General features: G+C 41.6%; 15 protein-coding genes. 7 read left to right on the top strand and 8 right to left on the bottom strand.

The window, feature by feature from the left end; all coding sequences use genetic code 11:
* Nucleotides 1–63: 63 nt before the first annotated feature.
* Together pyrH and rimO are read right to left on the bottom strand one after the other, a co-directional pair.
* Nucleotides 64–792, bottom strand: coding sequence for a UMP kinase (gene pyrH / locus F975_RS07560; RefSeq protein WP_004751913.1), 729 nt, complete (start codon nt 790–792; stop codon nt 64–66).
* Between the two features lie 58 nt (nt 793–850).
* Complete coding sequence (rimO, locus tag F975_RS07555; protein ID WP_004751911.1) at nt 851–2,194, bottom strand: 30S ribosomal protein S12 methylthiotransferase RimO; 1,344 nt, start codon at nt 2,192–2,194, stop codon at nt 851–853.
* 362 nt (nt 2,195–2,556) lie between these two features.
* On the opposite strand from rimO, the gene glnL reads away from it, so the two are divergent.
* The 5 genes from glnL to F975_RS07530 all read left to right on the top strand — a co-directional run bounded on the left by glnL (nt 2,557) and on the right by F975_RS07530 (nt 7,716).
* The gene (glnL, locus tag F975_RS07550; protein WP_004751909.1) at nt 2,557–3,666 is read left to right on the top strand and encodes a nitrogen regulation protein NR(II); all 1,110 of its coding nucleotides are present in this window, start codon (nt 2,557–2,559) and stop codon (nt 3,664–3,666) included.
* On the top strand, nt 3,653–5,149 hold the full coding sequence (gene glnG, locus F975_RS07545; RefSeq protein ID WP_004751907.1) for a nitrogen regulation protein NR(I): 1,497 nt from the start codon (nt 3,653–3,655) through the stop codon (nt 5,147–5,149). The genes glnL and glnG overlap by 14 nt, the downstream gene beginning before the upstream one ends.
* Before the next feature lie 245 nt (nt 5,150–5,394).
* Nucleotides 5,395–6,039, top strand: a complete 645-nt coding sequence (locus F975_RS07540) for a TetR/AcrR family transcriptional regulator (protein ID WP_004751905.1) — start codon at nt 5,395–5,397, stop codon at nt 6,037–6,039.
* Between the two features lie 109 nt (nt 6,040–6,148).
* Complete coding sequence (gene argF, locus F975_RS07535) at nt 6,149–7,069, top strand: ornithine carbamoyltransferase (protein WP_004751903.1); 921 nt, start codon at nt 6,149–6,151, stop codon at nt 7,067–7,069.
* Nucleotides 7,070–7,491: 422 nt separating this feature from the next.
* Nucleotides 7,492–7,716: a MerR family transcriptional regulator gene (locus F975_RS07530; RefSeq protein WP_004751901.1), complete on the top strand. Its 225-nt coding sequence runs from the start codon at nt 7,492–7,494 to the stop codon at nt 7,714–7,716.
* Nucleotides 7,717–7,764: 48 nt separating this feature from the next.
* On the opposite strand, the gene F975_RS07525 is transcribed toward F975_RS07530, so the two are convergent.
* Both F975_RS07525 and F975_RS07520 read right to left on the bottom strand, forming a co-directional pair.
* Nucleotides 7,765–8,457 (bottom strand): LrgB family protein, encoded by a 693-nt coding sequence (locus tag F975_RS07525; RefSeq protein WP_004751899.1) that lies wholly within the window; start codon nt 8,455–8,457, stop codon nt 7,765–7,767.
* A gap of 14 nt (nt 8,458–8,471) precedes the next feature.
* On the bottom strand, nt 8,472–8,891 hold the full coding sequence (locus F975_RS07520; RefSeq protein WP_034425869.1) for a CidA/LrgA family protein: 420 nt from the start codon (nt 8,889–8,891) through the stop codon (nt 8,472–8,474).
* Nucleotides 8,892–9,013: 122 nt separating this feature from the next.
* On the opposite strand from F975_RS07520, the gene F975_RS07515 reads away from it, so the two are divergent.
* Nucleotides 9,014–9,922: a LysR family transcriptional regulator gene (locus F975_RS07515; RefSeq protein ID WP_004751894.1), complete on the top strand. Its 909-nt coding sequence runs from the start codon at nt 9,014–9,016 to the stop codon at nt 9,920–9,922.
* A gap of 114 nt (nt 9,923–10,036) precedes the next feature.
* Here F975_RS07515 and F975_RS07510 read toward each other — a convergent pair whose 3' ends face one another.
* The 4 genes from F975_RS07510 to F975_RS07500 form a co-directional block, all read right to left on the bottom strand.
* Entirely contained in the window at nt 10,037–11,551 is a 1,515-nt protein-coding gene (locus F975_RS07510) for an APC family permease (RefSeq protein WP_004751892.1), read from the bottom strand.
* A 114-nt stretch (nt 11,552–11,665) separates the two neighbouring features.
* The gene (locus tag F975_RS07505) at nt 11,666–11,998 is read right to left on the bottom strand and encodes an ester cyclase (protein ID WP_228127414.1); all 333 of its coding nucleotides are present in this window, start codon (nt 11,996–11,998) and stop codon (nt 11,666–11,668) included.
* The gene (locus tag F975_RS16000; protein ID WP_004751888.1) at nt 11,920–12,144 is read right to left on the bottom strand and encodes a hypothetical protein; all 225 of its coding nucleotides are present in this window, start codon (nt 12,142–12,144) and stop codon (nt 11,920–11,922) included. The genes F975_RS07505 and F975_RS16000 overlap by 79 nt, the downstream gene beginning before the upstream one ends.
* A gap of 37 nt (nt 12,145–12,181) precedes the next feature.
* Complete coding sequence (locus tag F975_RS07500; protein WP_004751886.1) at nt 12,182–13,615, bottom strand: gamma-aminobutyraldehyde dehydrogenase; 1,434 nt, start codon at nt 13,613–13,615, stop codon at nt 12,182–12,184.
* A gap of 419 nt (nt 13,616–14,034) precedes the next feature.
* On the opposite strand from F975_RS07500, the gene F975_RS07495 reads away from it, so the two are divergent.
* The gene (locus F975_RS07495; RefSeq protein ID WP_155757285.1) at nt 14,035–14,409 is read left to right on the top strand and encodes a hypothetical protein; all 375 of its coding nucleotides are present in this window, start codon (nt 14,035–14,037) and stop codon (nt 14,407–14,409) included.
* Nucleotides 14,410–14,562: the final 153 nt, after the last annotated feature.

The raw sequence follows: 14,562 nt of genomic DNA, 5'->3' as shown, positions 1-14,562 counted from the left end.
TTACTTTCTCAAAATGTAAAATAAAATTAGCGCTAGTATAAAGAGCTTTCTCAGTTACGTATATTACTTCGTAACGTGAGTTCCCTCTTTTTCACCCATCACGATTGAAAGCAATGCGCCAGATTTGTTCATATCAAATACTTGTAAAGGCACATTATGATCACGACATAAGCAAATCGCAGTAAGATCCATTACACCCAACTTTTCATCCAACACTTGATCAAAAGTCAAACGATCATATTTTACTGCATCGTCATATTTACTTGGATCTTTATTATAAACGCCATCAACTTTAGTGGCTTTCAGGATAAGGTTCGCTTCAATCTCGATACCACGCAAACATGCAGCTGTATCTGTTGTAAAGAATGGATTGCCTGTACCAGCCACAAATACGCAGACTTCACCTTGGCTGAGGTGACGAATTGCATCACGGCTTGAATATGGCTCAACGACAGTACCAATAGACAACGCAGACATCAGGCGAGTTTTGATATTACGACGTACCAGCGCATCACGCATAGCCAAACCATTCATAACCGTTGCAAGCATACCCATTTGGTCACCTGTAACACGCCCAACGAGACCATCTTTTTGTAATTGGCTGCCGCGATATAAGTTACCACCACCTACTACGATGCCCACTTGTACACCCAAACCAACCAAATGTGCAATAGACAGTGACATTTGATCAAGAACTTGAGCATCAATCCCCATCTCACGGTTGCCTGATAATGCTTCACCAGACAACTTGAGTAAAATACGTGAGTAACGAGGACTATTTGTTTCTGCCATGACGGTGCTCCGAAAAAGTTTTCATTCGAATAAAGTTAAATTTGTAAATGTGCGCTGATTAATTTGCTTTAATTTTAATCAATTTAGCAAACAGATCATATTCATCCGCATCGGTAATTTCGACTTCTAGCAAATCGCCCTCTTTAATTTGTGATTTATCAATGTCTTCAACGAAAACATTGCCATCAATTTCTGGGGCATCTGCATAAGAACGCGCAACCGCAACTGGATATTCATCCTCCAGACCATCAACCAATACCGTCATAGTTTGGCCAATGCGTTGTTGCAATTTTGCTGCTGAAATCTCTTGTTGTACCTGCATAAAGCGTTCATAACGCTCTTGCTTGATCTCTTCAGGAACATGATCTGGCAAGTCGTTGGCTGTTGCACCTTCTACTGGTGAATAGGTAAAGCATCCAACACGATCAAGCTGTGCTTCTTTGAGCCAGTCAAGCAATATTTGGAAATCTTCTTCAGTTTCACCAGGGAAACCAACAACAAACGTTGAACGAATGACTAATTCAGGGCATTTTTCACGCCAAACTTGTAAACGCTCTAGCGTATTTTCGCTATGTGCAGGGCGTTTCATGAGTTTTAAAATGCGTGGGCTTGCATGTTGGAATGGAATATCCAGATAAGGTAAAATTTTACCTTGTGCCATCAGGTCAATAACTGCATCGACATGTGGATATGGGTAAACATAGTGTAAACGTACCCAGATACCTAACTGACCGAGCGCTTCACACATGTCATAAAATTTAGTTTTGACTGGCTGTCCATTCCAGAAGTCCAATTTATATTTGGTGTCGACACCATAGGCTGACGTGTCTTGAGAAATTACCAAGACTTCTTTGACGCCTGCACGTTTTAGTGCCGCAGCTTCTTCAAGGACTGAACCCACAGGACGTGAAACCAAGTCGCCACGCATACTTGGAATAATACAGAAGGTACAACGGTGGTTACAGCCTTCCGATATTTTTAAATAAGCATAGTGTTTTGGCGTAAGACGCACACCTTGCTCAGGGACTAAATCAATAAATGGGTTATGTTTTGGTGGAGCAGGTACATACTCATGTACAGCTTCCATCACATCTTGATATGCTGCTGCGCCCGTCACTTTCAATACATTTGGATGCATTTGACGGATTTTATCTTCATCTTTCCCCAAGCAGCCTGTCACAATTACACGACCATTCTCATTCATGGCTTCGCCAATTGCATCTAACGACTCTTGTACCGCAGACTCGATAAAACCGCAGGTATTTACCACAACGAGGTCAGCACCATCATAATCTGATGCAACCTGATAACCTTCAGTACGCAACTGGGTTAATATACGCTCAGAATCGACCAATGCCTTAGGACAACCTAAAGAAACAAAACCGACTTTGGGGGATTTCATGCAAACAACACTCCACTAGACTGCGCGTATTGTATGACTTTTCCCTGCGTAAGCATAGGCATAAACGGTAATGTTTCAGCCATGCACCAAAATATTGCTCATGTTTTAACAAAACAAATAAGTAGCACCAAGATAGTGCTAAAAACTCCTCATTTTGATACTGTTTTAGAGATGAATGCATAAAAGTCATTTTAAAAGCGTGCCAAAGGCTAATTTTTGCCTAAAAACAAGTCATTTTATAAAGTTGGCTTACATTTTGCTTTAATCAGGCTAGTTTTAATTTTAGAAAATGTTCCATAACAGGGAGCAAATACAATGACAAAGATGCCATTGCGCTATTTTACATCAGGAAGATTACGCTAATGGACCCTACTCCAACGATTGATTACCGTCTACTCGTCGACAATTTGACCACAGCCATCTTACTGGTCGATAAAAATTTAAATATTTTTTACCTTAACTCGTCTTGTGAAGCACTTTTTGACATGAGTTTGTTACGTGCTTCAGGTATACCTGTTGTTCAGCTTTTACAAGCACCCAATGATACCTTTGATACACGTGAAGCATTATTCAACACGTTAAACACTGGGCAGGCTTATACACGTCGCGAAGCCATTATTAATGTCAATTTTAAAGACATTCATGTGGATTATTCTGTTTCACAGCTTAATGCTGGACGTCCCTATCATCCTTTATTACTGATTGAGCTCAACCCAATTGACAGAATGCTGAAAATTTCCAAGGAAGAAAACCTGATTCAGCAACACCAAGTTACACGACAACTGATTCGTGGCGTCGCACATGAAATCAAGAATCCGTTAGGTGGTATTCGTGGGGCAACACAGCTTTTGGCACGTAGCCTAAACGATCCAAAATACAATGAGTTCACCGACATTATTATTAGTGAGGTGGATCGCTTACGTACACTTGCAGACACCATGCTCGGTTCGCGCCAACTGCCTAGCTATGTCGATGTTAATGTACATGAGCCTTTAGAACGCGTACGCTCTCTGATTACCAATCAGACCAAAAAGAAAATTAAAATTACACGTGATTATGATTTATCACTCCCCGATGTCAAAGCGGATCGTGACCAACTAATTCAGGTCATGCTCAATATTAGTGTCAATGCGGTACAGGCCATGCTAGAGCACAAGGATTTTTTCCAAGAACATAAGCCTGAACTGATCTTACGTACCCGTATTCAGCGCCTTGTTACTATTAATGGTGTTTTACATCGCTCTGCAGTGCGTGTTGACATTGAAGATAATGGGCCTGGTATTCCTGAAGAAATTTTAGAGTCTGTATTTTATCCACTGGTCACAGGTCGTGCCAATGGCACGGGGCTTGGACTCAGTATTGCACAAAATATTATGCACCAGCACAACGGCATGATTGTTTGCCATTCTGTGCCGAGTAAAACCATTTTTAGCTTATATTTACCTTGGGAGTCGCACCATGTCGCGAAATAAAATTTGGGTCATTGATGATGATCGCGCCATGCGCTGGGTGTTGGAAAAAACCTTCAAAGAAGAAGGCTTCGATGTCACCAGTTTTGAGGAAGCTCAAAGCGCATTAGACCAGCTACCAAATGAATCGCCCGATGTCATTTTAACTGATATCCGTATGCCTGGAATCGATGGTTTAACCTTTTTAGGCAAGGTAAAAAGTAGCTACCCTGAACTGCCCGTAATTATTATGACGGCGCATTCAGATTTGGAATCTGCTGTTTCAAGTTATCAAACTGGTGCATTTGAGTATTTACCTAAGCCATTCGATATCGATGAAGCTTTGGCGTTGGTGAATCGTGCGATTTTGCACATTACTAAGCTACAACAACAAGAATCTGCCAATAAAACCACCTCTCCAATTCATTCGACTGAAATAATCGGCGAATCGCCTGCCATGCAGGAAGTCTTCCGCGCAATTGGTCGATTATCTCAATCGCATATTACGGTTCTCATTAATGGCGAATCAGGTACAGGTAAAGAACTGGTTGCACACGCACTGCACCGTCATTCACCACGCAAGAGCAAACCTTTTATTGCCTTAAACATGGCCGCGATTCCCAAAGATTTGATTGAAACCGAATTATTTGGACATGAAAAAGGTGCATTCACAGGCGCAAATACACAACGCCAAGGTCGTTTTGAACAAGCCAATGGCGGCACATTATTCCTTGATGAAATTGGTGATATGCCATTTGAAACCCAAACCCGTTTATTACGCGTGTTGGCAGATGGCGAGTTTTATCGGGTTGGTGGTCATATTCCAGTCAAAGTCGATGTGCGTATTGTTGCTGCCACGCATCAAGATCTGGAAAAACTGGTCAATGAAGGACGTTTCCGCGAAGATTTGTACCATCGTTTAAACGTTATTCGTATTCATATTCCGAAACTGGCGCATCGTAGCGAAGATATTCCGATGCTGGCGCAACATTTCTTGGCACAAGCAGGCAAAGAGCTTGGCGTTAGTCCAAAAATCTTACGCCCAGAAACCATAAGTTATATGCAGCAATTGCCTTGGCCTGGTAATGTGCGTCAACTGGAAAATACGTGTCGCTGGCTCACTGTTATGATTACAGGTCGAGAGGTTTATCCAGAAGACTTGCCAAATGAGCTAAAACAAATCCCAATTCAAAAATCTGGTGATCCTGTTGTTAATGCCAATATCAGCAATGAACGCGTAAGCGTACAGCATTGGGACGAATTACTCGCTCAATGGGCAATACAAAAATTGCGTAACGGCGAGATGAAAATTCTGGATATTGCCACCCCCATGTTTGAACGCACATTAATCAATGCAGCATTACAACAAACACGTGGACGTAAACGTCATGCAGCCGAATTACTGGGTTGGGGACGCAATACACTGACACGCAAGCTCAAAGAGTTGGGGTTAGATTCTGTCGATGACGATGAAGAAGAGGATCAAAAACTCTCAACTCTAGAATAATTTCAATAAATTGAAGGCAAAAGGTCATGCTCAGCATGGCCTTTTTTATACACAAATATGCATTTATCCTCCCCATCAATTGCAAATCGCATAGAGAATCATCATTCCGTGAGTATGCTCAAACGATATAGAATTCATTTGAGCAAAGAATCGTAAAGTGAACAATACACGCACAGGCTATTGCGCCATTTTAGTTCAGATTTGCTATACTCAAGGATTAACCGTGATATCTTTATTTATTTCCTATGTCAGATCAACTTTACTGTTATTGCAGCGTGCCACCCCAAACCAAACGTGGGTTTGAGCGACATCTTGCCTTTGTAATATCTGCTACGGAACTTTTTTTAGAAAAAGGATATGACGCTGTTTCCCTCGATGATATCGTGAATCATGCAGGCGGATCAAAAGCTTCCTTATACAAATATTTTGGGAATAAAGACGGTTTATTTAAAGCGATCTGCGAACATCGACGCGATATTTTTTTCAAAGAACTATTTTTAAAAATTGCCCCGCAAACCAGCAACCTCAAAAGCTTACTGGTCAGCATTTTAAATAATTTTTATCAACATATTTTAAAACCAGAAAATCGTAAATTTGTTCGATTACTATTCGAACAAACCAAGCAAAACCCTGAGCTTGCAATCTATTTATATGAAGAATGCCCGAAGAAAATGCTGCACAGTGTAAGTCAGCGACTCATTCAAGCACATGAACAAGGTCAAATCGTCTGCTCTAACCCATTGCACTCTGCCAAAATGTATCTTGGAATTTTATGGCATTTTGAATGGCAAGTCTTAATGGGCGTTGAACCTCAAGAAAGCCTTGAAGAAATCAATCATTATATTGAATATAGTGTCGAACACTTTTTAAAAGCCCTTCAATATCGATAAGTCTTTGGCAAAATAGACAGCTTATAGTATAGTAATCGATTACTTTTTCTTTAACGAACAACTACTAATTGTTGATGCCATCGCGATTCAACAATTATGTGGAGTAACCATGGCTCTACGGCATTTCCTAACTTTACGTGATCTTTCTACAGCAGAACTTAATCGCATTATTGCACGCGCACAAGAGCTTAAGCGTCTGCAACATGAAAATACTGTTTACCAACCGTTTGTTGGTAAAGTTCTTGGCATGATCTTTGAAAAATCTAGCACACGTACCCGTGTTTCTTTTGAAGCAGGTATGAGCCAGTTTGGTGGTAGTGCTATCTTTTTATCACCACGTGACACACAGTTAGGTCGCGGTGAACCGATTGAAGATTCGGCACGTGTCATTTCAAGCATGCTTGATATTGTAATGATTCGTACCTTTGGACATCACATCGTAGAACGTTTTGCTTCTTATTCAAAAGTCCCTGTGATTAATGCATTGACCGATGATCACCACCCTTGCCAACTTCTTGCTGACGTTCAAACTTATGTTGAGCATCGCGGTAGCATTGAAGGTAAAACTGTGGCATGGATTGGCGACGGCAACAATATGTGTAATTCATATATTGAAGCTGCGCACATGTGGGGCTTTAAATTAAAAATCGCCTCACCAAAAGGCTATGAGCCAAAACCTGAGTTCTTGTCTGAGTTTGCACACTATGCAGAATTAGTTGGCTCAGCAGAAGATGCAGCCGTAAATGCTGACCTTATCGTCACTGACGTTTGGGCATCTATGGGTCAGGAAGAAGAACAGAAGATTCGTGAAAAAGCATTTGCAGATTATCAAGTAAATGAACACTTGATGAGCCTTGCTCACCCTGACTGCTTGTTTATGCACTGTTTACCTGCTCACCGTGGTGAAGAAATTTCTGAAACCATGCTTGACCACAAAAATGCCGTGGTGTGGGATGAAGCAGAAAATCGCTTGCATGCACAAAAAGCGCTCATGGAATTTTTATTGCTAGAAAATTTGAAAAAAGACTGATAAAAAAGTCTAACTTCAAGTTACAGTCATCAGTTAAGGAGATTATGAATAATCTCCTTAATTTTTTTAAATAAACTTAAAATAAAGTATCTTGTATCCCTCACCGCAAAATTCGGCAAATTTCTTCATTTGCACCTTCAGTTACAGAAATAGTTTTTAAAAAAAATTTGCTTCGAATAATTACAGATGAAATGTCCATGAAATCAGACAAGCTCATCAATTTATTCACTGTTCGGCATTATTCATCGCTTCAAGGCTTATAGATGTTTATGTGAACAAAATAAATAATTCAAGCAAGCATCATAATGTTGACATGAAATCGTATAGAAACTTTGAGCTTTTGTTGTGTTTTGCTAAAAATCCTTGTTTAGCACTTTCAAGCCGATATCCTATACGAGTCTTTTGTGAAATGAATAGACGGTATGAAAACAGAAAATTTTGTTCTTATTGGACAAGCTTTATTTGGCGAATCTTGGCAAAGTCAGGTTGCCGATTTTTTAAATATTGATACACAAGAGATTCAAGACTGGATTCGCTCTGGTGATATTCCCCATTGGGTCAATGGAGATTTGATTAAACTGACAGATATGCGACTTGAACAAATGCAACATGTTGCTCATTTATTAAATCATAAATCTATTGCTTAACCGATAGAAAAGAGGCTGTTATAAAAGCCTCTTTTCTATACACATAATTTAAAGAAACTTAAACCATAAATGTATAGCAACTGGCCCAACTAAAACCATTAAAATGCCTGCAATCACCATCGTTAGGCTGGCAATTACACCTTCTTCACTATCACGTTGCTGGGCGCGCACTGTACCAAAACCGTGTGCAGCATTACCAAAGGCAGCACCATTGGCAATATTGGAACGCACTTTGGTCATTGCCAAAATAAAGTCACCACACACCATGCCAAACAGTCCCGTAATCAGGGTAAATAAAGAAGCCAATGCCGCTGAACCATGAATATTTTCTGCAAATATCATTGCAAATGGCGTTGAAATCGAGCGTGCCATTAAGCTATTGGTCACTTCTGGGCTAAATTTAAAAATCTGTGCCAACTGATAAGCACTTACAATACCAACACTCATCCCGACCACAATAGCCAGTGACAAAACGCCCAAATGTTGGCGGATCATGTGCCGATAACGATAAATAGGCACAGCAAATACCACTGTCGCAGGCCCCAACAAGTTGACAATCCACTGGGTATCTTGCTGATAGGTCTGATATGAAACACCAAAAATCATCATGAGGATAATCGTCAACACAGGGACCAAAATCGCAGGTGAAAACCAGAATTTCGGATATCGCTGATAAACTTGTTTTGTGACCACATATGCCACTAGTGTCCAGATTAAGCATAAACCTGCCCAAAGATTCATTATGATGACTCCAGTTAATGCATGCGATGTTGTAAACGCTTACGGACCTGCCAGTATTTTTTCAGGCGATATGTATAGTGAATGGTTAAACTGGTGCTCAACATCACCAGCATCGTTCCGATTCCGATACTCACCACAATTTGCCAGCCCTCGGTCAGAAATAACTGCTTGTATTGCACCACGGCAACCACAATGGGTACAAAAAACAAAACCAATTCAGCCAGTACTGCATTTGCCCCAAGTGCCACCTGCTCCAGCTTAACCCAACCTGCAAACAGGCAGATGAGCAATAAGAACATACCCAAAATACCTGAAGAAATGGGCAAGCTAATTTTTTGGTGGATCAGGTTTCCACACCACCAGAAAATGGCTAACAAGCCAAGCTGTGGCAGCAATTTCAACAGTTGAAAACCCATATTCAGCTTTGTATTCATAGCAAATTTCAAACAACACGTTTAATTCAATACAATGATGTTAAGTTAAGCAAAAATTGATATACCAAACATGAATTATTTAATTTAAAATTATTCTATTTTGGAATAATAAAAACTCAATTATGCTCTCATTTAAACTTTTACGCTGTTTTGTGACTTTGGTGAAAACTAAAAGCTTCACGCATACTGCCGATGAACTGCATCTCACCCAGCCAACCATCAGTAAAATGCTCCAGCAGCTTGAGGAGCAACTCGGCGTACAGCTTTTAGTGAAAGCAGAATCTGGGCGAAAACGACAAATTGAACTGACTGAAATTGGCGAGCGGATTTACCAGCACGCTTTAGATCTATTACAAACTCAACAAAATATCTTTCAAGAAATTGAGAACTATCAAGCCTTAAAAACGGGAACGCTAAGGCTTGGAGTTCCGCCACTCGGCGCGCAATTGCTCACCCCTGCTCTATTTGACTATCATCAGCAATGGTCAAAGATTGAATTGTCTTTTTTAGAAGTAGGTTCACGCGGCATTGAGCAAGCTTTGTTAAACAATGAACTAGATGTCGGGGTATTATTGCAACCTTTTGATACCAACATTTTTAATGCCATAGAGTTGTGTGATTATCCTTTAATGGTGTTATTGCGCCGTGATTCGTTATGGGCAACCCGTACATCCATTCGCTTAGAAGAATTGCAACAGCAGTCATTTTTGATGTTTCCTGAGAATTTCTCGCTCAACAGCATCATTATGAATGCCTGTCAACATTACGGCTTTGAACCTAATATTGTCTGCAAAACCAGCCAGTGGAATTTGTTGGCTGATATGGTTTTGCAGCGCATGGGAATCGCATTGCTGCCTCAATATTATACCAATATGCTTGATCAACACCTGTTTGCAGCAGTTCCATTACAGCAGCCTTATATTCGTTGGCACTTGTTTATGGCATGGAGAAAAAATTATGCCATTTCACCTGCGGTTCAGGCATGGATTAAAATCACGCAACAACACTTTCCACATAAAAAACCAGATTAAGCAAAGTATGCTGCACGGTTGGTTGTGCAATTGCTGCAACAACAGTCACAACTCCAATTAAGTTAAAGATTTCAAAGATGATGAAGATTGCAGGCATGTCACCTGCAATCTTTTTTATGTGTTAGATTTGGCTCGAAGCTGAGCAGCGTATGCTACTGCATCATCTTCTGGGGCTTGCGATTTGTTATATGGTTTTGCTACGAACATGTAGACTAAACCACTGCCGATCACAAAACCAAGACCGATCAACACAATCCAGCGATCTACAAACGAGTTCCCTGTTGCAGGTTGTGCCAGTAAATAAATCGCAAAAATTCCGTATGCCAGTGCCAAGATGTTGATAATCATCCCCCAGCCGCCAACAGTCCATTCACCTGCGGGTTTCCAGCCTTTAAAACGCTGACGCAGTGCTGCCAGTACCACCATCTGAAATGCACAATAAATCCCGATCACGGCAAATGCAGTAATACGTGCCAAGCTGTCTGGCTGGAAGTAGACTAAGAAACACAACAAAATCGGTAAGATACAGCTCACGATCATGGCATGGTCAGGTACACCTTGTTTTGACAATTTTGCCATCCATTGGCTATTTGGCAACATTTCATCGCGCGCAAATGAGAATACCAAACGGCTTAAAGCAGCTTGTAATGACAAGATACATGACAACATCGCCACAATCGCAACCACGATAAAAATGTTCGCGCCCGTTGTCCCCAATGCTTCATTTAAAATCGCAGGAATTGGGTCAGTCACTTTACCCGATACGATTTTCAGCAAGTTCGGTGATGCCATCAAATAACCCAATACCGATAAAATCGCAGACACCGCACCAAACACAATACTTAAAATCATCGCCACAGGAATTTGGCGGCTTGGGTTTTGTACTTCTTCTGCTACGTTTCCACAGGCCTCAAAACCAAAGAACATAAACAAACCCAACAGAGATGCTGACATGAAGGCACTAAAGTAGGAGCCATTGCTCGCCAATACACCCATCGAGTCAAACACCACTGAAAATGGCTGCGCACGGTGGAAAATCAGTAAATATAAACCCAACCCAATCACGCTCAGGATTTCACACCAAAAGCCAATACGTGCAACGCGTGCCAGATTTTTCGTGCCTGACATGTTGACCATCATAATCGTCAACAGCAAAATCACTGAGGTAATTAGGTTATTCATGGCAGTCGATGGCAAATGCAGTAATGTCAACACAAAACCACTACTGTATTCCACAATCGAGGTGACAGTGACAACCAATGCCCACAGATAAATCCATGCAGCCATCCATGCATATTTGCGTCCCCACAAACGGCGTGCCCACGGATACAATCCCCCTGTAATGGGATACTGCGATGCGGTTTCCCCAAATACTACCGCCACCAACAATTGCCCAATCGCAACAATTAAAATCCACCAAATCGAGGGCGGTCCTGCCAGTGTAATCGCCAGTGCAAACAGTGAATACACTGCCGTCAGCGGTGACAAATAGGTAAACCCCAACGAGAAATTTGAAATCAGACCAATTGAGCGTTCAAATTGGGTGGCTTCCTGATCTACTGCATTTGCGATGTGTTTGACTTCATCGACCACCAGTCCCACATCTTCTTTAATCGAATGTTTTGTCATGTTATTTCCAGATATTGCCCCTGCCTTTTGTCATAAATGACTCATGAACAGGCGTGCTCGGAATTGCCAAAATGGATATTAGGTATCCCCTAACCCAATATCCAAATGATTGCTTTACCAACCCAATTGTTTGTTAAAACCTAAAGCATCGTAGTAGTCACCCTGATAGGTAATCTTACCCTTGTGAATACGTACAAAACTCACCCCTTCAAATGACAGTGGTTTACCTGTTGCGGGCGTTTCTGCACTCCATGCGCCTGTATTGGTTCCACTAAAATGCCACTGGAAAGCAATGCCATCTTTATTGACCAATGGCTTACTGATCATTTCCCATTTCAGATTCGGTACAGCTCCAACAAAAACTTTAATCACATGATCCCGTGCAGCAACACGTCCTTTTTGCGGCGTGCCCACTGTAACATCGTAGTAAACGGCATCTTGAGCCAAATATTTCGATGCTTTTTCAGCATCATGCGCATTCCATGCTGCCTATAGGCTGCAATGACTTTTTGTGGATCTTCCTGTGCAGCATGTGCCGCACCAACCAACGCCATTAAAGCGATAAAACTAAAAGCACGTACTGTCTGTTGCATGTTGTTCTCCCTGATCGGAATTTATTATTGTTTAAAATTAATCTTCGTAAGCGCTCATGACATGTTTGATACGGGTATATTCTTCAAAACCGTAGCCCGATAAATCTTTGCCATAACCTGATTTTTTAAAACCGCCATGTGGCATTTCTGCGGTGAGTGGAATATGAGTATTAATCCACACCGTACCAAAATCCAAATCGCGTGACAGACGCATGGCGCGGGAGTGATCTTTGGTCCAAACACTCGATGCCAAGCCATACTCCACATCATTGGCTTTGTCTAAAGCATCAGCTTCATCGCTAAATTTCTGTACGGTAATAACTGGCCCAAAAACTTCGGTTTGTACCACTTCATCGTGCTGTGCCAAGCCTGTGATCACGGTCGGTTCAAAATAGAACCCCGCCTGCTCAGCTTTTTTCCCGCCTGTTTCAATTTTGGCATGTGCAGGTAAGCGTTCAATAAAGCCCTGAATCCGTTTTAATTGCCCTGCATTGTTGAGTGCCCCATATAAAGCATCCTGATCATCTGGCAGACCAAAATGAGTGTTTCTAGCAGCTTGGACGAGTTTTTCTACAAACTGGTCATGCACCTCATCGGCAACCAGAACACGAGTCGCTGCGGTACAGTCTTGACCTGCATTGAAATACCCTGCCAGTGCAATATGCTCAGCAGCTTTGTCCAAGTCCGCATCAGCAAAAATCAACACAGGCGCTTTACCACCGAGTTCCAAATGCGCCTTGGCAAGATTGGCGGCTGCTGATGCTGCCACCTGCAAGCCTGCACGTACTGAACCTGTAATGGAAACTAATGCAGGGATACGATGCGATACCACCAGTGCACCGACTTCAGCATTACCCAATACGACGTTAAACGCGCCTTTTGGAAACAGAGGTGAAGCCAGTTCTGCCAGTAATAAGGTGCTTTCTGGTGTGGTATCACTCGGTTTCAAGACTACGGTATTGCCTGCGGCTAAAGCAGGAGCAATTTTCCAGACAGCCATTAAAAATGGATAATTCCACGGTGCAACCTGTCCAACCACGCCTAATGGTTCACGGCGGATACTTGACGTGGTTCCTTGTAAGTATTCCCCTGTCGATTTGCCTTCCAAACAGCGTGCTGCACCTGCAAAGAAACGGATTTGGTCAGCGGCAGCAGCGACTTCTTCAGAAGCAATCAAATGTTTGAGCTGCCCCGTGTTTCGACTTTGCGCTTCCACAAGGCGCTCTGCATTTTGTTCAATCACATCTGCCAACGCCAACAATGCTTTTTGACGGACAGACGGTGTACTTTTCCCCCAGACGGCAAATGCAGATTTAGCAGCCTGATAAGCAGCATTGACCTCAGCTTCGGTCGCATTTGGCGACTGAGCATAGACCTCGCCTGTTACTGGGCTAGTCAGGTCAAAGTACGCTCCTCCAAACGGTTCAACGTATTCCCCATTAATAAAGTGTTTGAGCTTATGTGTGTTCATTGTGTTGTTCATTCCCTATGTACAGTTATTAAAAATAATACCTATAATGTTATATGTATTATTTTTAAAATTTCCTGTCAATCATTTTTGTTGAAAATTTTGTTTTTTATTTCGTCAAATTACATCGGCAACTCAATGCGTGTAGAACATGCTAAAACCACTTGATTCTGAGCAGATCAAAACAACTATGCAACTCAAGCAAGGCCAATGGCCAATACTGCACTTGCAGCAAACTTCGGATAAAGACGCAATATTTACAGAAAATGTTAAAAATGCGTCGTAGGGAAAATGTTTAGATACAGGGGGGGATTTTTTCGGATTTTATTTTGAGTAAAACTCGAAGATCTGTGATAAAAATATATAAAATCATATTTTTAGTTTTAATAAATTAAATTAAATATCAGCGCATGAACCGCAACATGAAATATTCTGTTCTCCTTAGCATACTGATCGGCTGTCTTTTATCGACAACGGTACAAACTCATGCGAACCTTGTCTATTCTGTCAATATTTTAAATCGCCCTTGGAACTGCTCATTTTATAATGGTTATCAAGTTCCGATTTACCTCGATCCAAATCTCAACAATGTTGGCGTCGCAGGAAATAGCCCACCGCATATTGTTTTAAATCCAGTCGTCATGAATCAATTTTCACCAACCATGCAAATATTCTGGCTGGCACACGAATGTGTTCATGCAACCTATCAACCTGCTTCTGCAAATGAAAATCAGGAAATGACCGCCGACTGCATTGCAGTTAAAGCAACTGAATTTAAGCCCAAGAGAAGTCAATGAAATTGCTTGGCAAACGTTGCCTTTGCTTGGCAGTGCACATACGGGGCACTTACCTGGCCCACTCAGAGCACACCATATTATGCAATGCTATATGTCACCTTAGAGAAATAATCCTCAATAAAAAAGTGCTATTTCCCCAACTCAATTGAAGAA

This window comes from Acinetobacter brisouisimilis, from assembly GCF_000368265.1.
In the GTDB taxonomy this organism is placed as follows: domain Bacteria; phylum Pseudomonadota; class Gammaproteobacteria; order Pseudomonadales; family Moraxellaceae; genus Acinetobacter.
Note: the sequence above shows the minus strand (reverse complement) of the source record. Positions and strands in the feature narration are given on the sequence as shown.

Coding starts and splice junctions, on each gene's coding strand:
- pyrH (WP_004751913.1), bottom strand. CDS start 792: ATGGCAGAAACAAATAGTCCTCGTTACTCACGTATTTTACTCAAGTTG.
- rimO (WP_004751911.1), bottom strand. CDS start 2,194: ATGAAATCCCCCAAAGTCGGTTTTGTTTCTTTAGGTTGTCCTAAGGCA.
- glnL (WP_004751909.1), top strand. CDS start 2,557: ATGGACCCTACTCCAACGATTGATTACCGTCTACTCGTCGACAATTTG.
- glnG (WP_004751907.1), top strand. CDS start 3,653: ATGTCGCGAAATAAAATTTGGGTCATTGATGATGATCGCGCCATGCGC.
- F975_RS07540 (WP_004751905.1), top strand. CDS start 5,395: ATGTCAGATCAACTTTACTGTTATTGCAGCGTGCCACCCCAAACCAAA.
- argF (WP_004751903.1), top strand. CDS start 6,149: ATGGCTCTACGGCATTTCCTAACTTTACGTGATCTTTCTACAGCAGAA.
- F975_RS07530 (WP_004751901.1), top strand. CDS start 7,492: ATGAAAACAGAAAATTTTGTTCTTATTGGACAAGCTTTATTTGGCGAA.
- F975_RS07525 (WP_004751899.1), bottom strand. CDS start 8,457: ATGAATCTTTGGGCAGGTTTATGCTTAATCTGGACACTAGTGGCATAT.
- F975_RS07520 (WP_034425869.1), bottom strand. CDS start 8,891: ATGAATACAAAGCTGAATATGGGTTTTCAACTGTTGAAATTGCTGCCA.
- F975_RS07515 (WP_004751894.1), top strand. CDS start 9,014: ATGCTCTCATTTAAACTTTTACGCTGTTTTGTGACTTTGGTGAAAACT.
- F975_RS07510 (WP_004751892.1), bottom strand. CDS start 11,551: ATGACAAAACATTCGATTAAAGAAGATGTGGGACTGGTGGTCGATGAA.
- F975_RS16000 (WP_004751888.1), bottom strand. CDS start 12,144: ATGCAACAGACAGTACGTGCTTTTAGTTTTATCGCTTTAATGGCGTTG.
- F975_RS07500 (WP_004751886.1), bottom strand. CDS start 13,615: ATGAACACACATAAGCTCAAACACTTTATTAATGGGGAATACGTTGAA.
- F975_RS07495 (WP_155757285.1), top strand. CDS start 14,035: ATGAAATATTCTGTTCTCCTTAGCATACTGATCGGCTGTCTTTTATCG.